Genomic DNA, 16,121 nt, shown 5'->3' with positions numbered 1-16,121 from the left:
ATTCCGTGGCATTTGAATTTAAACTACCAGATATCGGTGAAGGTATCCACGAAGGTGAAATCGTAAAATGGTTTATTAAACCAGGCGATGAAGTAAACGAAGACGATGTACTTCTTGAAGTACAAAATGATAAAGCAGTAGTAGAAATCCCTTCTCCTGTTAAAGGTAAAGTACTTGAAGTACTTGTAGAAGAAGGAACAGTTGCAATCGTAGGAGATACATTAATTAAATTTGATGCTCCTGGATACGAAAACCTTAAATTTAAAGGTGACGATCATGATGAAGCTCCAAAAGCTGAAGAAGCAGCAGTAGAAGCTCCAGCAGCGGAAGCTACTCCAGCAGCAACTGCAGAAGTAGTAAATGAGCGCGTAATTGCTATGCCATCTGTTCGTAAATACGCTCGTGAAAAAGGTGTAGACATTCATAAAGTAGCTGGTACTGGTAAGAATGGCCGTATCGTAAAAGCTGACATCGATGCATTTGCAAATGGTGGACAAACTGTAGCAGCAACTGAGGCTCCAGCAGCAGTAGAAGCTACTCCAGCAGCAGCGAAAGAAGAAGCACCAAAAGCACAACCAATCCCAGCTGGTGAATATCCAGAAACTCGTGAGAAAATGAGTGGTATCCGTAAAGCGATTGCGAAAGCAATGGTTAACTCTAAACACACAGCTCCTCACGTAACATTAATGGACGAAGTAGATGTAACAGAACTTGTTGCTCACCGTAAGAAGTTCAAAGCAGTAGCAGCTGACAAAGGTATTAAATTAACTTACCTTCCGTACGTTGTTAAAGCTTTAACATCTGCATTACGTGAATACCCAATGTTAAACACTTCTTTAGACGATGCATCTCAAGAAGTAGTTCATAAACATTACTTCAACATCGGTATCGCAGCTGATACAGACAAAGGTCTATTAGTACCAGTTGTTAAAGATACAGATCGTAAGTCTATCTTCACAATCTCTAACGAGATCAATGATCTTGCTGGTAAAGCACGTGAAGGTCGTCTAGCTCCAGCTGAAATGAAAGGTGCTTCTTGCACAATTACAAACATTGGTTCTGCAGGTGGACAATGGTTCACTCCAGTTATCAACCACCCAGAAGTAGCAATCCTTGGTATCGGCCGTATCGCTGAAAAACCAGTTGTGAAAAACGGTGAGATCGTTGCAGCTCCAGTATTAGCATTATCTCTAAGCTTTGACCATCGTTTAATTGACGGTGCAACTGCTCAAAAAGCGTTAAACCAAATTAAACGTCTATTGAATGACCCACAATTATTAGTAATGGAGGCGTAATAACAATGGTAGTAGGAGATTTCCCAATTGAATTAGATACAGTCGTTGTTGGTGCAGGTCCTGGTGGATACGTTGCGGCAATTCGTGCAGCACAATTAGGTCAAAAGGTAGCAATCATTGAAAAAGCTAACCTTGGTGGCGTATGCTTAAACGTTGGATGTATTCCTTCAAAAGCGTTAATCAATGCAGGTCATCGTTATGAGAATGCAATGCATTCTGATGACATGGGTATTACTGCAGAAAACGTAAAAGTTGACTTTACAAAAGTTCAAGAATGGAAAAACGGCGTAGTTAAGAAATTAACTGGCGGTGTTGAAGGCCTTCTTAAAGGTAACAAAGTTGAAATCATTCGCGGTGAAGCTTACTTCGTAGATGCTAATACATTACGCGTTATGACTGAAGATGCAGCTCAAACTTATACGTTTAAAAATGCTGTTCTTGCAACTGGTTCTACACCAATCGAAATTCCAGGATTCAAATACTCTAAACGTGTTATCAACTCTACAGGTGCTTTAAGCTTACCTGAAATTCCTAAAAAACTTGTTGTAATCGGCGGCGGTTACATCGGTATGGAATTAGGTACTGCATATGCTAACTTCGGTACAGAAGTTACTGTAGTAGAAGCTGGCGACGAAATCTTAGCTGGTTTCGAAAAAGCTATGAGCTCTGTTGTTAAACGTGCTCTACAGAAAAAAGGTAACGTAAATATCCATACAAAAGCTATGGCTAAAGGCGTTGAAGAAACAGAAACTGGCGTAAAAGTTAGCTTTGAAGTTAAAGGTGAAATCCAAACTGTAGAAGCAGATTACGTATTAGTAACTGTAGGTCGTCGTCCAAACACTCAAGAAATCGGTCTTGAGCAAGTTGGAGTTAAAATGACTGACCGCGGCATCATCGAAATCGATGAGCAATGTCGTACAAATGTACCAAACATCTATGCAATCGGTGATATCGTTCCTGGACCACCATTAGCTCACAAAGCTTCTTACGAAGGTAAAGTAGCTGTAGAAGCAATTAGTGGCCATGCATCAGCTATCGATTACATCGGAATTCCTGCAGTATGCTTCACTGATCCAGAACTAGCATCTGTTGGTTACACTAAAAAACAAGCTGAAGAAGCTGGAATGACTGTAACTGTATCTAAGTTCCCATTCGCTGCTAACGGTCGTGCATTATCATTAAACAGCACTGACGGTTTCCTACAACTTGTAACACGTAAAGAAGATGGTCTTCTTGTAGGTGCTCAAGTTGCAGGTGCAGGTGCTTCTGATATTATTTCTGAGATTGGTTTAGCTATCGAAGCTGGAATGACAGCTGAAGATATCGCTCAAACAATCCATGCTCACCCAACATTAGGTGAAATCACAATGGAAGCAGCTGAAGTTGCTCTTGGAATGCCAATTCACATTGTAAAATAATTTAAGTAATGTAAATAGCCCTTCTCTTATTGTAAGAGAGGGGCTATTTTTATTTTCATCAAATGACTTGCAAGGTCTTTAAACGTACTTGTCGAATGAATATATAATACTTTAACAAATGATTCAGGCTTAACTTACTTCGAAGGTAATATATATCATCCTATAATATGTAATTGATTCAAACTTACCCCCATATATTAATAAAATAGAGCATGTCAAAGGAGAAGGTTCCATGAAAATATTACATGTTATATTTTATCATTTACTACTATGGAGTGGCTTTTCCACTGTATTAACATTATCGAATGGTGATAAGTTTCATTATAAAGTTATTCTTTTTTTCGTATTTCTATATTTAGCCTATGTAATAGCATATTTTGTATTGCACGTAAGAAAGCAAGCTTTATTTCTTACATGTTCGAATTGTATATTATTTTTAATCATATTATCTATTTTTTAAATTAGCGTTTATAAAAATACATTGTTCTTCCATTAAATAATTGTAACTCTCCTTCTAATTTCTTCGCTAAAAAACGGCAAAATTCATTTGCTTTCCCTTTGTCACCAAATGTTGCATTAGGTGGTAAAGAAACTTGGATGAAAGATTGTTCATTTTCTATACCAACACCAATATAAATTGAGTCATACCGGTCGTGAGTGGATTGAAGTTTTAATGTTGTTGTAGATGTATCTAAAATTTCATAAGGAAAAGCGGTATTTGTATACGTGTAATTAATTTGGGCACCAGTTTTAGAAGTAACTGTTTTATAATAATGAAAAAGTTGTTTTATATCATCTATTGAAACTGATTGTTGGTTGGATTTCGGTACAAGCGTAATAAAGGCGTGTTGCATATAAGTTCCCCCTAGCTTAGTAGAATACTATCATTCTACATCCTACTGAATTTTTTGACAATTAAAAGGAGTATTACATGTTTTGTTTAATATACTATTAATGAAACGTGATGTAGAAAGGTGGAAACCAATGTTTGAAAAATTGTATGATGAGCATGAAAGTGTGAAGGTACGATTTTTAGGGTTTATGACACATGATACACGTTATGATTTTGGTGTTATTTATACAAATATGTTTTTTGGAAAGCCGCTCATTGTTTGTATGCAAACAGGAAGGTCTACTTTACTCGGACGAGATGATGTAGAGAATATTCAATATATACAGGAGATTTTTAAATTAGGATCAGAAGAGGAAGCAAAGGAGTTAGCTCAGTTTTTTAAATTTCTAGTTCCGTCAACTTCTTTACATGCGGAATATGAAGAATAATTAATGTGAAACAGTCGTACTTATAAATATGGCTGTTTTTTTATTTTAATATCGCATACTAATTTAAATTAAAAATATTTAATGTGTTATACTAAAAACCTATTGACGTAAAAAGTATAACATATTAAAATAAAGACAGAAAGTTAAGCGGTTACAAAAAGTTTTTGGGATTATAAACTTAGGGGGAAATGAAAAATGGGAACAATCGTATGTCAAGATTGTGAAGGTACAATTGCACACTTCGAAGATGAGAAAGTAACGGTACTTTACGGGAAATGTGGATCTTGCGGATGTGATCACACAGAGCATACAAAAGCCCAATAATTGATAGGAAATGGACAGCTAAAAGTTTTTAGGACCATAAACTTAGGGGGAAATGAAAATGGGAACAATCGTATGCCAAGTATGTGAAGGAACAATCGGACATTTTGAAGATGAGAAAACGACGGTACTTTACGGAAAATGTGGAACAAATTGTGACTGTGCTAGAAAAGATAATGCGAAAGCTTAATGATAAATAAATAGATTACTATTAAAACTCAGGGGGAAATGAAAATGGGAACAATCGTATGCCAAGTATGTGAAGGAACAATTGGACATTTTGAAGATGAAAAATCAACAGTACTATACGGGAAATGTGGATCTCATTGCGAATGTGACCATAAAGAACATACAAAAGCTTAATAATAAGAAAAAGCGCCTACATGTGTAGGCGCTTTTTTAATAAATTGTAGTTGTATGACCAACTGTTGCAACGATTGCATCATCTCTAATTGGAATAAAGCTTATGGATGTCTGTGGTGTACTAGAAGAAGCATATTGGCTCATTATACGGCTATCGATACGGGTAATAGTATCGGTCAAGAAAGCTGAAATAAAAGCGTAAGGGACTCTTCGTTCATTTAATGAATAAATAATTTCTTCTTTTGTTTTTACACCCACGCCATGTCCGTAAAAAAAGAAATTTCCTAAATAGATTGTGTTTTCTCCTTGCCACTCAATCGTAGCTGGATTCACTTGTGGATTTTTAAAGTAAACGAGGTCACCTGGAACAAGATCGCCACCGTTTTTTGTTATGAGCCTTAGATCTTGATCGTAGTCCCATGTATAAAGTAAAAGATTTGCAAATAGACGATTGAAAGTTTCTTCCTCATACAATGATAGTAAAGCTTTATAAAAAATAATGATCATAGCGGTTGCGCATTCAGTTCCATATAGTTTTCCATTTTTAAAAATATCTTGTATGGCAATAGAAGATGGTATGTTTGGAAGAAGCTCGAATCCTCCAAGGGATGTTCTTTTCCAATACTGGGGGTTGCAAAAGGATTGTTGAAATGTGCGAAACTGAAATCCACTTTGAAAAAGCTCTAGTGCAGAGATAATAATATTAACTCGTAAATTGAGATCAAAGCTGAGTTCATCAGCTGTTCGGAAGGAATAAACTTCTTGATTTCCTGCCATTATTGATAAAATTTGTTGTTTCTCTGCTGCAAATGGCTCATATTCATTTGTAATATAAGGATGTACAATAGAACGGCCTATTACAATCATAATAGTATCCCCACCTATACGTTACATTCTTAAGTATCGTATGAAGAAAAGGAAAAAAGGTGAAAAAAAAGCCTATCAACTGATAGGCTTGTACTCTTTAATAACACGTAATGTTTGTAATGTCATATCTTCAGGACCTTGTACAGGCAAACCTGCTTCTAAGTTTTTCCGAATATACTCTAAGTTTTCTTGTGTAATAATTTCCCCCGGAGTAAAGATTGGAATCCCTGGCGGATAAACCATAACAAAATCAGCTATAATACGACCCGCTGCATTTTCAAATGGGATGACTTCTGTTTCCGAATAAAAAGCATCTCGAGGAGAAAGTGCTAGCACTGGAATTTCTGGAATCTCTACTTGTACTTGAACACCTTTATCTGCCCTATTTCTAAATGTTGCTGCTAAATCGTGTAAAGCTGCAATAAGTGTATTTGTATCACTTTCTGTATCTCCCAAAGTGATAAGACATAGTATGTTGTATAGATCTGAGAGTTCTACTTCAATGTTATATTGCTCTCTAAGCCATACTTCAGCTTGGTGGCCGGTAATACCTAAATCTTTTACAGATACAATTATCTTTGTAGGATCATAGTTAAAGGTAGCATCTGTACCTAACATTTCTTTTCCAGGACAGTAAAGATGCTCAATAGAATTTATAGCATCACGAACATGCTCAGCTAATTGTATTGTTTGTTCTATGAGTGCTGTTCCTTCTGTAGCAAGACGTTTTCTCGCAACATCAAGGGATGCTAACAAGATGTAAGAAGTTGATGTAGTTGTAAGCATGCTAATAATAGATTGGACATGCTTTACATTCACTAAGCCTTCTTTCACATTAAGAATAGAACTTTGAGTTAAAGAGCCTCCTAATTTGTGAACACTTGTTGCTGCCATATCCGCACCAGCTTGCATCGCTGACATAGGTAATTCATCGTGAAAATGAATATGAACACCATGAGCCTCGTCGACTAGTACAGGGATGTCATAAGAATGTGCTAATTGTACAATCTGTTCTAAGTCTGCAGCAAACCCAAAGTACGTTGGGTTAATAACAAGTAAGCCCTTTGCATCTGAGTGCTCTTCAAGTGCTTTTTTGACAGATTGAATTGTGATTCCATGAGAAATACCGAGCTTCGGATCGATTTCAGGATGCATGAAAATCGGTTTTGCACCTGAGAAAATAATAGCTGACATTACTGATTTATGCACGTTTCGTGGTACTAGGATTTTGTCACCAGGACCGCAAACGCTCATCACCATTGTCATAATAGCGCCACTTGTACCTTGAATAGAAAAGAAAGTATGATCTGCACCGAATGCAGCGGCTGCTAAATCCTGTGCTTCTTTAATCATACCTTTTGGATGATGTAAATCATCGAGTGGCGCAATATTAATTAAATCAATTGCTAATGCATTATGCCCAATAAATTCGCGAAATGTAGGATCCATGCCCTGTCCTTTTTTATGACCAGGAATATGGAATTGAATTGGATTTCGCTTACTGTGCTCAACTAAAGCGGTAAACAATGGTGTTTCGTATTGGGACAATCTATACACCCCTTCTTCTTCATAATATTTAGTGTAATTTGTTTTATATAATCCTGCTCTAAAAAAGTGTAGCCTTTTTTAGAATAAGGCTTGTTTTTCTGCCATTCAAAAAATCGTTTTTGAGATGGTAGCTTCACTTTATTTTCTATAAAACAAAAGCATTATATCACCAATAATTATAGATGTATAGAAAAAAATGTTTTTAAGGTGAGTATGTTTAATAGTTAGCCTCAACTAATGAATAGAGGAAGACAATTCCATTAAAATGAATAAATAGTGTATAATGCAGAGTGGCTATAATGAAGAATAAAATATTCTCTTTAAGATAGCATAATGAAACAAGAAGAAATGATAAATGAGGTGCGAAATGGAATATCAATATCCGTTAGATTATGATTGGTCAAATGAGGAAATGGTTACAATTGTTAAGTTTTATGAAGCGATTGAGAAAGCTTATGAAAAAGGGATTATAAGAGAAGAGTTAATGGGTTTATATCGTCGTTTTAAAGAGATTGTTCCATCGAAAGCAGAAGAAAAGAAAATTGATAAAGAATTTCAAGAAGTAAGTGGATACTCTATATATCGTGCTATTCAAAGGGCAAAAGAAGTCGAAGAACAAAAGCTCGTAAAAATGTAAAAAATATTTTGAAAAATAAAAACTGAAGTGATATAATGTGATAACAACTAAAAACGGACAATATAAATTGTCCGTTTTCTACTATCGATTACACAGTGCATATAAAGGAAGGAGTGATTGCATCGTAGATTCAATCTTAGCAAGGAATTGTTCGTTGGTCATTGCTGAAAACTCCTCTGGTGATATATGAATACCAACTAATAATTCTGCTTTTTTTACAGTAGCTAATCGTTCAATCATCTTTTGTAAGTCTTCGGTTTCAAGTGTTTTATGTAATTTCACACTTGGTTTAGTATGGTCAATGGACCAAACGAAGTCATTTGGAATATTTGTTTTTAAATCATTTAAATGTTCTAAGAAGGCATGAGCCGTCTCAACTTTTTGTGGACACTCATAGATTAAACCAAAGTATATGAAGGCATGAGTACCCCATAAGCCGATTTGGAAATGCGGTAGCATTTTATATCCTCGTTTATTTGTTGAAAAAGCAACCCAAGTATCGTTTGGTGGATTGACTTTGCGGCGTGCGTGTTTTGCAACATGATAAAAAAAGTTCTCATCAGTTTGTTTGGATAAGTATTCTGCAAATTGTTCCCCTAAAGCTTCTAGCTTAGGATGAATGTTCGTTTTAATTGCACTCATTCGTTCTTCGAGACCATCAACTGTAAAGACATCAAAATCAGTTGACTTGAATGTTTGTATTGTCATGATTGTTCCTCCAACTCCTATTTTGCTTTTATTTTAGCATAGCTTGTACTATTCATAAAAAAAACAGCACAAAAAAATTTAAATAAAAAAATATAATTTTGTTGCATAGATGATTTATCCAACATAGTATAGTATAAAACAAAAAATCAGAAAATTGAATTAATTCTAGTCCGAGGGCAGACGAATATTGGGAGGAGGCAAATAATATGAGACAGGTGATTAATGCGTTAAAGAGAACAGATGCTGAAAAGAGAATACCGGTGCTACGTTTGGAGCTAGATTATGAATTAGCAACTTTATATGATGCGATGATGGAAGATGACAAACAGAAAAAAGAAGAGTGTGTACAAAAGTTAGAAGTGTTAAGACTTGAAATGATTCGTTTAGAAGCGTAATAATAGTATATGTATAAAAAATTAGTTGGTGCGAACCTTATAAAGGGTTCGTTTTTTCTGTGAACAGTATAGATCGGAGTGTTTAAACATGCAAGAAGTATGGAAAGACATTGATGCACACGCCAAACGGTGGATTCGGGATGCAGGAGAGCATTTAATGGCATCAATGAAAAAAGCACTTATTATAGAAACAAAATCAAATGCAGCTGACTTAGTTACAAATATGGACCGAGAGATAGAACAGTTTTTAATTGGGAAAATTAAAGAAACATTCCCGAATCATAATATTTTAGGAGAAGAGGGTTATGGAGACGAGATAACGTCTTCTGACGGGGTTGTTTGGTTAATTGATCCAATTGACGGCACGATGAACTTTGTTCATCAAAAAAGAAATTTTGCGATTTCAATTGGGATTTATGAGAACGGTATCGGAAAGATTGGACTTATATATGATCCAGTGCATGATGAACTATATCATGCAGTCAAGGGATATGGAGCTTTTTGTAATGATATATCAATTCCTACACTGAAAAAAGGAACTGTAGAGCAAGGTATTGTAGCTTTAAATGCGATATGGCTTACAGATAATCCATTGCTTAATATGGAAAGTATGATGGCACTTGTTAAGAAAGCAAGAGGCACAAGATCATATGGCTGTGCAGCGTTAGAGATGGTATACGTTGCAACAGGAAGAATAGATGCATATGTAACGCCGAGATTATCACCATGGGATTTTGGCGGAGGAAAGATAATTGTAGAAGAAGTTGGAGGTAAGGTGACGACATTCTCTGGAGCGCCACTTTCTATCATAGAGAAGAGCAGTGTGTTAGTTGCAAAACCAGGAGTGTATGAAGAAGTGTTATCGTTTATATGAGAGTAACAAAAAAAGTAAGAGGCTGTGTATAAGCTTCTTACTTTTTAGCGTTATTGTGATTTGCGCATTTTTCTTTTTGTTACAAAACCGTATCCAACTGTAACAAATGTGCCGATAATGCAAATAATAATACCGATTGGACTATTTTCAGCAATCATAATGCCGATACCGATTAAGAAAATAACACCGATAATTGCAGTTAATAAAAAGCGATATTGAATGTGTTCCATTTCTTCACCCTCCAATCTCATTTTACTTTCACAAAAGTAAGAATACAACTATATTTTCATTCTTGCTTTTATTTTAATTGCTATTGTATCCCCTTCGCTCTTATAATAGAGAAGGATTAAAAAGACATTAGGAGTTGGACATGTTGAAAAAACGACAAGATTTACGTAATATAGCAATTATTGCCCACGTTGACCATGGTAAAACAACACTTGTTGACCAGTTATTACGTCAAGCGGGGACTTTCCGTGCGAACGAACACGTTGAAGAACGCGCAATGGATTCAAATGATCTAGAAAGAGAACGCGGTATTACAATTTTAGCGAAAAATACAGCGATTCACTATGAAGATAAAAGAATTAACATTTTAGATACACCTGGTCACGCTGACTTCGGTGGAGAAGTAGAACGTATCATGAAAATGGTTGATGGTGTTTTACTTGTTGTTGATGCATATGAAGGTTGTATGCCACAAACACGATTTGTTTTAAAGAAAGCTCTTGAGCAAAACTTAACTCCAATCGTAGTTGTAAACAAAATTGATCGTGACTTCGCTCGTCCAGATGAAGTAGTTGATGAAGTAATCGACTTATTCATTGAGCTTGGTGCAAACGAAGATCAATTAGAGTTCCCAGTTGTATTTGCATCAGCAATGAACGGAACAGCAAGCTTAGATTCAAACCCAGCAAATCAAGAAGAGAATATGAAATCATTATTCGATACAATTATCGAACATATTCCAGCACCAATTGATAACAGCGAAGAGCCACTTCAATTCCAAGTAGCACTTCTTGATTACAACGACTACGTTGGACGTATTGGAGTTGGTCGCGTATTCCGCGGTACAATGAAGGTTGGACAACAAGTTGCTTTAATGAAAGTAGACGGAAGCGTGAAGCAATTCCGCGTAACGAAATTATTCGGTTACATGGGATTAAAACGTCAAGAAATTGAAGAAGCAAAAGCAGGGGACTTAGTAGCCGTTTCTGGTATGGAAGACATTAACGTAGGTGAAACAGTATGTCCAGTTGAACATCAAGATGCATTACCATTATTACGTATTGATGAGCCAACACTACAAATGACGTTCCTTGTAAATAACAGCCCATTTGCAGGTCGTGAAGGTAAATACATTACATCTCGTAAAATTGAAGAGCGTCTTCGTTCACAATTAGAAACAGATGTAAGTTTACGTGTAGATAATACAGATTCTCCTGATGCGTGGATCGTATCTGGACGTGGGGAACTACATTTATCTATCTTAATTGAAAACATGCGTCGTGAAGGTTATGAATTACAAGTATCTAAGCCAGAAGTAATCATTAAAGAAGTTGATGGCGTAAGATGTGAGCCTGTAGAGCGTGTACAAATCGATGTACCTGAAGAATACACTGGTTCTATTATGGAATCTATGGGTGCACGTAAAGGTGAAATGTTAGATATGGTGAATAACGGAAACGGTCAAGTTCGCCTTACTTTCATGGTTCCAGCACGTGGTTTAATTGGTTACACAACAGAATTCTTAACATTAACTCGTGGTTACGGTATTTTAAACCATACATTCGATTGCTACCAACCAGTACACGCTGGACAAGTTGGTGGACGTCGTCAAGGTGTTCTAGTTTCACTTGAAACAGGAAAAGCATCACAATACGGTATTATGCAAGTTGAAGACCGTGGTGTAATCTTCGTTGAACCAGGTACAGAAGTATATGCTGGTATGATTGTAGGAGAACACACTCGTGAGAACGACTTAACAGTTAACGTTGTGAAAATGAAACAACAAACTAACATTCGTTCTGCGACGAAAGATCAAACTTCAACAATGAAGAAACCACGCCTAATGACTTTAGAAGAATCATTAGAGTACTTAAACGATGACGAGTTCTGTGAAGTAACTCCAGAATCAATTCGTCTACGTAAAAAGATTCTTGATAAGAGTGAGCGCGAAAGAGCTGCTAAGAAAAAGAAATCTGTTGAAGCGTAAAAATAAAAAAACAACGCCCTTTATAAAGGGCGTTGTTTTTTTATTTTGTTTATTTTTTTAGAATATTTACTCATTTTTGTGGACAGTATTTTTTTTGCGAGTTACTCTTGTATTAAGTGTATAAAGAAAATTGTATTTTACTGCTAGGGGGGAAGAGTGTGTTAGAAAGGATGTCTTTTTTTGCAAAATTGTGTAAGGTAGATGAAAATCCAGAGTTAGGAATGTGGTTACTTTATGGGACGATTATTATATTAAGTGCTCTCGTTTATAATTTAGGATTTGCTAGAAAGTTGTCTGTACTAAAAAATATTGTGATATACATATCATTAGCAATTGGATGCACAGTATTAACCTTTTTTGCTGTGTTTTTACCTGTTGGAGAAGGACTTGTTGTAGCGGCAATTGTACTTGGAATTTATAGATTGCGTTTGCGTCAAGCGAAACAACAAAAAGCAGGATAAGGAAGGGGAGTTTTCATGCGTTCGGTACAAGATGCACTATATAATTGGTTAACAATTAAAACAGTTGCGGAAGCACGCCCAGATGATAGTGCTGCAAAAGAAACATATTTGTTATTTCAAAATATGATATATGAAGAACATAAATTAAGAAATGTAGAAGTCGAAAAGAACGAGGAAATGTATTTAATTACATATGAAATGAATGGAGAACGGAAATCTGCAAGGTTTCCGTTAGAAGCCATTGATTGTTTTTTGGATCAGATGAATCGTGAACCAGAAAAATATAAATAAGTCCTTATCTATATGAGTAAGGACTTATTTACATTTTACCAATCATCTTCGATTTTTTTATCACGATATAATCGGAAATTACCACTTGCATGACGTTCCATTGTACGCTCTGCAATTCGTTCCGAACATTCCATGCACATATATGTATGAATAGGGCGATTACGCAGTTTTTTTGCCATAGGATTTTCATCATCTAACATATCTTTTTTATCACAAATCATACATTTGACTCTCATTTCGTCACCTCAATACGAATTCTATCAGTATAAGTATATCATGGAAGTATAATGTTTTTGAATAATAGTGGGAAAAAATAATATTTTCGCAATTCAAAAAATAAGTTATGATAAGGATATACCAAGTATGTTTGGAGGTGAAAATATGGCGAATGTAGTAGAGCCTACCTTAACAGAGGATTTAGTACAAACGTTGCGTAAAGAGTGTATTGTTATGATAGCAACGACAGATTTCGAAAAGCAAGTTCCTAACGTAAGTGCTATTTCTTGGGTGTATGCAGTGAGTAAAACTAGTATTCGATTTGCAGTAGATCAACGTTCACGTATTGTGGAAAATATACGGCATAATACAGGTGTGGTATTGACTATAATGGCGAATGAATCCGTATTTTCTATAAGTGGTGCAGGTGAAATTTTGACAGATAGAATGGAAGGTATTTCTCTAAAATTAACTGTAATAGAAGTAAATGTGCAAGAAGTGCGTGATGTTATGTTTTATGGAGCGAAACTTGCAATTGAACCAACATATGAAAAAACATATGATCTTCGGGCAGCGAAAAAGCTGGATAATGAAGTGTTAGTAGGGATAAGAGAATTATAAAGATGCTAAATAGGAAATTCGTTTATTCACTTTTGTAATCGGTTATTGTGATTTAACGTTAATAATTATAATAAAAAGTAATATATTGAATAGAAATGAATAAAGAATAAATAAAAGGTTTAATGACTATGATTTTCGATTCTACCTCGTTTACACGGTACATATAATTATAACAATGGTTCGTCCATATTGTATGGATGAAACCCTTGTTCTACAAATTTAAAAGTGGAGTCAGGGGGTAACAGGTTGGATAAAATTTATGTGTTAGATACGAATGTACTTTTGCAGGATCCTTTATCTATTTTTTCATTTGAAACCAATGAAGTAGTGATTCCAGCAGTTGTATTAGAAGAGGTTGATTCGAAAAAACGTTATATGGATGAAGTAGGACGAAACGCTCGTTATGTATCTAAGTTAATAGATAAATTTCGTGAAATAGGAAAGCTGCATGAAAGTATCCCGCTAGAAAACGGCGGAACATTTCGTATTGAATTGAACCATCGTTCATTTGTTCAACTACAAGATATTTTTGTAGAAAAAACAAATGATAATCGAATTTTAGCTGTAGCAAAAAATCTATCTTTAGAAGAACAGGAAAAAGAGGACGGGAAGTCTGTTATTTTGGTAAGTAAAGATGTACTCGTAAGGGTAAAAGCTGATGCAATTGGTTTGAAGGCTGAAGATTATTTAAGTGATCGCGTAATTGAAGTAGAAAATATATATTCTGGCTTTTTAGAAGGATATATATCAAAAGAACAATTGGATTATTTTTATGAGAAAGGTGAATTGCCTCTATCTGAAATTGCGAATCATCCTTTTTACCCAAATCAGTTTGTAGTGATGAAAGATGCATTAGGGGGCTCTAGTTCTGCTCTTGGCATTGTGGATCACTTAGGTAAGAAGGTAAAGAAACTTATTTTTCACAATGAACAAGTGTGGGGGATACGACCACGAAATGTGCAGCAAATTATGGGATTAGAATTGTTGCTTCGTGAAGATATTCCGCTTGTAACGTTAACGGGGAAAGCCGGCACAGGAAAAACGTTACTTGCGTTAGCTTCGGGACTTATGCAAACAGAAGACTTAGGGTTATATAAAAAATTACTTGTGGCAAGACCAATTGTTCCAGTCGGAAAAGATATCGGTTATTTACCAGGAGAAAAAGAAGAAAAGTTAAGACCATGGATGCAGCCAATTTTTGATAACCTAGAGTATTTATTTAATACGAAAAAGCCAGGAGAGTTAGATGCTATTTTAGCTGGAATGGGTTCGATTGAAGTAGAAGCCCTTACTTATATACGCGGGAGAAGTATTCCAGATCAGTTCATTATCATTGACGAAGCACAAAATTTAACAAAGCATGAAGTGAAAACGATATTAACTAGGGTAGGGGAAAAGAGTAAGATTGTATTGATGGGAGATCCTCAGCAAATTGATCACCCATATTTAGATGAATATAATAATGGCTTAACATATGTTGTAGAGAAGTTTAAAGAACAGCGCATTAGTGGTCATGTGAAGTTTGTTAAAGGGGAGCGATCTAATTTAGCTCAACTAGCAGCAGATTTATTGTAAAAAGGAGTGAGCTTAAGCTCACTCCTTTTCTTTAAATAATTGTAAATTTACGGATGTTACGGATTGGATTTTGTTGATTAGATCCATCATTGAAATAGAGATGAACAGGCCCGTCTTCTTTTAATGGTTTTCCTTCTTTTGAAAAGCCTAGTATAGCATTTTTGACAGTTTCTAATGGAAGTGTCATTGTATGATCTACCGTTTCAATTTTAACTTGCGTAGCGTCCTCTAAAATTTCAGCGTTAGCAAGGAATGGATGAAATGGTATACCAAATGTTCCAGTAATCAGCTGTTCTTTTTTATATTTCTTCACACTTTGTTGTATTGGAGGAAAAGCGGCACCATCACGGATTTCGCGATCCCAATGTTCTGAAGTGTTTTTTAAATAAGTTTCTAGTTCAGACGTGTTTTCTCTAGTTTCATCAAAGTAAGTTGTCAAATCTACTTTTCGATCATCAAAGATCCAAACAGTTGGATCAATAGTGATTGGAAAACGTACTTTTCCGTTAATAAATAAAATTTCGCTCATTGTTGTTCCCCCATTTGTGTTATACTCCCACTTTTCAGTATAATAGTATTAGACACTGTTGTCACAAAAAATGTTTCTATTGCAATTTATTAAAACTATCGCTAATATTAATAGATAGGATAGAGGAGAGTAGGACGGAAACGGAGGGAATCAATTTGGCGTCTGAGACAGTAGCAAATCATCAGGAAAAGGCACTAGCCCTTCTACAAGCGGATGCAGAGAAGATTTTAAGACTTATTAAGGTGCAAATGGACCATCTTACAATGCCGCAATGTCCATTATATGAAGAAGTGTTAGACACACAAATGTTTGGACTATCCCGCGAGGTCGATTTTGCGGTTCGCCTTGGTCTTATTGCAGAAGAACAAGGGAAAGCAATGTTAGGTGAGCTCGAACGTGAGTTATCTGCACTTCATGAAGCATTTACAAACAAACAACAATAACGGGTTCAAATAAGGGGGCTCAAACTAAATTAGTTTGAGCTTTTTATTTGTATAATAAAGCAG

General features: G+C 35.6%; 23 protein-coding genes. 16 read left to right on the top strand and 7 right to left on the bottom strand.

Annotation, left to right across the window (positions count from 1 at the left end):
* Window positions 1-5 precede the first annotated feature (5 nt).
* From pdhC to D1166_RS07570, 3 genes are all read left to right on the top strand, one after another.
* On the top strand, window positions 6-1,295 hold the full coding sequence (pdhC, locus tag D1166_RS07580; protein WP_000863419.1) for a pyruvate dehydrogenase complex dihydrolipoyllysine-residue acetyltransferase: 1,290 nt from the start codon (window positions 6-8) through the stop codon (window positions 1,293-1,295).
* Window positions 1,296-1,300: 5 nt separating this feature from the next.
* Complete coding sequence (gene lpdA, locus D1166_RS07575; RefSeq protein WP_000260104.1) at window positions 1,301-2,713, top strand: dihydrolipoyl dehydrogenase; 1,413 nt, start codon at window positions 1,301-1,303, stop codon at window positions 2,711-2,713.
* A 232-nt stretch (window positions 2,714-2,945) separates the two neighbouring features.
* Window positions 2,946-3,173 (top strand): hypothetical protein, encoded by a 228-nt coding sequence (locus tag D1166_RS07570; protein ID WP_000697469.1) that lies wholly within the window; start codon window positions 2,946-2,948, stop codon window positions 3,171-3,173.
* A 1-nt stretch (window position 3,174) separates the two neighbouring features.
* Here D1166_RS07570 and D1166_RS07565 read toward each other — a convergent pair whose 3' ends face one another.
* A complete protein-coding gene (locus D1166_RS07565) occupies window positions 3,175-3,567 on the bottom strand; it encodes a DUF1885 family protein (protein WP_001163302.1) in 393 nt (130 codons plus the stop codon).
* Window positions 3,568-3,697: 130 nt separating this feature from the next.
* Between D1166_RS07565 and D1166_RS07560 the strand changes: the two genes are divergently transcribed.
* The 4 genes from D1166_RS07560 (at window position 3,698) to D1166_RS07545 (ending at window position 4,678) form a co-directional block, all read left to right on the top strand.
* On the top strand, window positions 3,698-3,994 hold the full coding sequence (locus D1166_RS07560) for a DUF3055 domain-containing protein (RefSeq protein WP_033683945.1): 297 nt from the start codon (window positions 3,698-3,700) through the stop codon (window positions 3,992-3,994).
* Between the two features lie 195 nt (window positions 3,995-4,189).
* Complete coding sequence (locus tag D1166_RS07555; RefSeq protein WP_000536778.1) at window positions 4,190-4,318, top strand: GapA-binding peptide SR1P; 129 nt, start codon at window positions 4,190-4,192, stop codon at window positions 4,316-4,318.
* Window positions 4,319-4,376: 58 nt separating this feature from the next.
* A complete protein-coding gene (locus D1166_RS07550; RefSeq protein WP_000536803.1) occupies window positions 4,377-4,505 on the top strand; it encodes a GapA-binding peptide SR1P in 129 nt (42 codons plus the stop codon).
* A gap of 44 nt (window positions 4,506-4,549) precedes the next feature.
* Window positions 4,550-4,678, top strand: a complete 129-nt coding sequence (locus D1166_RS07545; RefSeq protein ID WP_000536796.1) for a GapA-binding peptide SR1P — start codon at window positions 4,550-4,552, stop codon at window positions 4,676-4,678.
* 36 nt (window positions 4,679-4,714) lie between these two features.
* Here the strand turns inward: D1166_RS07545 and D1166_RS07540 are convergent, their stop codons facing one another.
* Together D1166_RS07540 and speA are read right to left on the bottom strand one after the other, a co-directional pair.
* Complete coding sequence (locus D1166_RS07540) at window positions 4,715-5,545, bottom strand: protein-glutamine gamma-glutamyltransferase (RefSeq protein ID WP_000635342.1); 831 nt, start codon at window positions 5,543-5,545, stop codon at window positions 4,715-4,717.
* Window positions 5,546-5,620: 75 nt separating this feature from the next.
* Entirely contained in the window at window positions 5,621-7,093 is a 1,473-nt protein-coding gene (gene speA / locus D1166_RS07535; RefSeq protein WP_000084898.1) for an arginine decarboxylase, read from the bottom strand.
* Between the two features lie 367 nt (window positions 7,094-7,460).
* Between speA and D1166_RS07530 the strand changes: the two genes are divergently transcribed.
* Window positions 7,461-7,730 carry a UPF0223 family protein gene (locus D1166_RS07530; protein ID WP_000456552.1) on the top strand — a complete coding sequence of 90 codons (270 nt, stop codon included), beginning with the start codon at window positions 7,461-7,463 and terminating at the stop codon, window positions 7,728-7,730.
* 81 nt (window positions 7,731-7,811) lie between these two features.
* On the opposite strand, the gene D1166_RS07525 is transcribed toward D1166_RS07530, so the two are convergent.
* Window positions 7,812-8,438: a YktB family protein gene (locus D1166_RS07525; RefSeq protein WP_000155317.1), complete on the bottom strand. Its 627-nt coding sequence runs from the start codon at window positions 8,436-8,438 to the stop codon at window positions 7,812-7,814.
* Between the two features lie 206 nt (window positions 8,439-8,644).
* Between D1166_RS07525 and D1166_RS07520 the strand changes: the two genes are divergently transcribed.
* Together D1166_RS07520 and D1166_RS07515 are read left to right on the top strand one after the other, a co-directional pair.
* Entirely contained in the window at window positions 8,645-8,833 is a 189-nt protein-coding gene (locus D1166_RS07520) for a hypothetical protein (protein WP_001250164.1), read from the top strand.
* Window positions 8,834-8,921: 88 nt separating this feature from the next.
* Entirely contained in the window at window positions 8,922-9,707 is a 786-nt protein-coding gene (locus D1166_RS07515) for an inositol monophosphatase family protein (RefSeq protein ID WP_001158705.1), read from the top strand.
* 50 nt (window positions 9,708-9,757) lie between these two features.
* Here D1166_RS07515 and D1166_RS07510 read toward each other — a convergent pair whose 3' ends face one another.
* Window positions 9,758-9,937, bottom strand: coding sequence for a DUF5325 family protein (locus D1166_RS07510; RefSeq protein WP_000400127.1), 180 nt, complete (start codon window positions 9,935-9,937; stop codon window positions 9,758-9,760).
* Between the two features lie 140 nt (window positions 9,938-10,077).
* Between D1166_RS07510 and typA the strand changes: the two genes are divergently transcribed.
* From typA to D1166_RS07495, 3 genes are all read left to right on the top strand, one after another.
* The gene (gene typA, locus D1166_RS07505) at window positions 10,078-11,922 is read left to right on the top strand and encodes a translational GTPase TypA (protein WP_000914762.1); all 1,845 of its coding nucleotides are present in this window, start codon (window positions 10,078-10,080) and stop codon (window positions 11,920-11,922) included.
* A 158-nt stretch (window positions 11,923-12,080) separates the two neighbouring features.
* Window positions 12,081-12,383 (top strand): YlaH-like family protein, encoded by a 303-nt coding sequence (locus D1166_RS07500; RefSeq protein ID WP_000893662.1) that lies wholly within the window; start codon window positions 12,081-12,083, stop codon window positions 12,381-12,383.
* A 15-nt stretch (window positions 12,384-12,398) separates the two neighbouring features.
* A complete protein-coding gene (locus D1166_RS07495) occupies window positions 12,399-12,674 on the top strand; it encodes a hypothetical protein (protein WP_001258147.1) in 276 nt (91 codons plus the stop codon).
* 35 nt (window positions 12,675-12,709) lie between these two features.
* Here the strand turns inward: D1166_RS07495 and D1166_RS07490 are convergent, their stop codons facing one another.
* Window positions 12,710-12,910, bottom strand: a complete 201-nt coding sequence (locus D1166_RS07490) for a YlaI family protein (RefSeq protein WP_002082250.1) — start codon at window positions 12,908-12,910, stop codon at window positions 12,710-12,712.
* Between the two features lie 145 nt (window positions 12,911-13,055).
* Between D1166_RS07490 and D1166_RS07485 the strand changes: the two genes are divergently transcribed.
* Complete coding sequence (locus D1166_RS07485; protein ID WP_000024597.1) at window positions 13,056-13,511, top strand: pyridoxamine 5'-phosphate oxidase family protein; 456 nt, start codon at window positions 13,056-13,058, stop codon at window positions 13,509-13,511.
* Window positions 13,512-13,757: 246 nt separating this feature from the next.
* On the top strand, window positions 13,758-15,086 hold the full coding sequence (locus D1166_RS07480; protein ID WP_000358083.1) for a PhoH family protein: 1,329 nt from the start codon (window positions 13,758-13,760) through the stop codon (window positions 15,084-15,086).
* Between the two features lie 31 nt (window positions 15,087-15,117).
* On the opposite strand, the gene D1166_RS07475 is transcribed toward D1166_RS07480, so the two are convergent.
* On the bottom strand, window positions 15,118-15,615 hold the full coding sequence (locus D1166_RS07475; RefSeq protein ID WP_001289811.1) for a molybdopterin-binding protein: 498 nt from the start codon (window positions 15,613-15,615) through the stop codon (window positions 15,118-15,120).
* Between the two features lie 155 nt (window positions 15,616-15,770).
* On the opposite strand from D1166_RS07475, the gene D1166_RS07470 reads away from it, so the two are divergent.
* Window positions 15,771-16,058 (top strand): Fpa/YlaN family protein, encoded by a 288-nt coding sequence (locus D1166_RS07470; protein WP_000135694.1) that lies wholly within the window; start codon window positions 15,771-15,773, stop codon window positions 16,056-16,058.
* The last annotated feature ends 63 nt before the right edge of the window (window positions 16,059-16,121 follow it).

The sequence above is a fragment of the Bacillus sp. ISO11 genome (genome assembly GCF_003458115.1).
GTDB classification, from domain to species: domain Bacteria; phylum Bacillota; class Bacilli; order Bacillales; family Bacillaceae_G; genus Bacillus_A; species Bacillus_A cereus.
The sequence above is the reverse complement of the archived record's forward strand: the minus strand, read 5'-3'. Positions and strand labels throughout refer to the sequence as shown.

Bases quoted from the DNA above. Each gene is read 5' to 3' on its own strand.
- lpdA (WP_000260104.1), top strand. From the start codon at position 1,301: ATGGTAGTAGGAGATTTCCCAATTGAATTAGATACAGTCGTTGTTGGT.
- D1166_RS07570 (WP_000697469.1), top strand. From the start codon at position 2,946: ATGAAAATATTACATGTTATATTTTATCATTTACTACTATGGAGTGGC.
- D1166_RS07565 (WP_001163302.1), bottom strand. From the start codon at position 3,567: ATGCAACACGCCTTTATTACGCTTGTACCGAAATCCAACCAACAATCA.
- D1166_RS07560 (WP_033683945.1), top strand. From the start codon at position 3,698: ATGTTTGAAAAATTGTATGATGAGCATGAAAGTGTGAAGGTACGATTT.
- D1166_RS07555 (WP_000536778.1), top strand. From the start codon at position 4,190: ATGGGAACAATCGTATGTCAAGATTGTGAAGGTACAATTGCACACTTC.
- D1166_RS07550 (WP_000536803.1), top strand. From the start codon at position 4,377: ATGGGAACAATCGTATGCCAAGTATGTGAAGGAACAATCGGACATTTT.
- D1166_RS07545 (WP_000536796.1), top strand. From the start codon at position 4,550: ATGGGAACAATCGTATGCCAAGTATGTGAAGGAACAATTGGACATTTT.
- D1166_RS07540 (WP_000635342.1), bottom strand. From the start codon at position 5,545: ATGATTGTAATAGGCCGTTCTATTGTACATCCTTATATTACAAATGAA.
- D1166_RS07530 (WP_000456552.1), top strand. From the start codon at position 7,461: ATGGAATATCAATATCCGTTAGATTATGATTGGTCAAATGAGGAAATG.
- D1166_RS07525 (WP_000155317.1), bottom strand. From the start codon at position 8,438: ATGACAATACAAACATTCAAGTCAACTGATTTTGATGTCTTTACAGTT.
- D1166_RS07520 (WP_001250164.1), top strand. From the start codon at position 8,645: ATGAGACAGGTGATTAATGCGTTAAAGAGAACAGATGCTGAAAAGAGA.
- D1166_RS07515 (WP_001158705.1), top strand. From the start codon at position 8,922: ATGCAAGAAGTATGGAAAGACATTGATGCACACGCCAAACGGTGGATT.
- D1166_RS07510 (WP_000400127.1), bottom strand. From the start codon at position 9,937: ATGGAACACATTCAATATCGCTTTTTATTAACTGCAATTATCGGTGTT.
- typA (WP_000914762.1), top strand. From the start codon at position 10,078: ATGTTGAAAAAACGACAAGATTTACGTAATATAGCAATTATTGCCCAC.
- D1166_RS07495 (WP_001258147.1), top strand. From the start codon at position 12,399: ATGCGTTCGGTACAAGATGCACTATATAATTGGTTAACAATTAAAACA.
- D1166_RS07490 (WP_002082250.1), bottom strand. From the start codon at position 12,910: ATGAGAGTCAAATGTATGATTTGTGATAAAAAAGATATGTTAGATGAT.
- D1166_RS07485 (WP_000024597.1), top strand. From the start codon at position 13,056: ATGGCGAATGTAGTAGAGCCTACCTTAACAGAGGATTTAGTACAAACG.
- D1166_RS07475 (WP_001289811.1), bottom strand. From the start codon at position 15,615: ATGAGCGAAATTTTATTTATTAACGGAAAAGTACGTTTTCCAATCACT.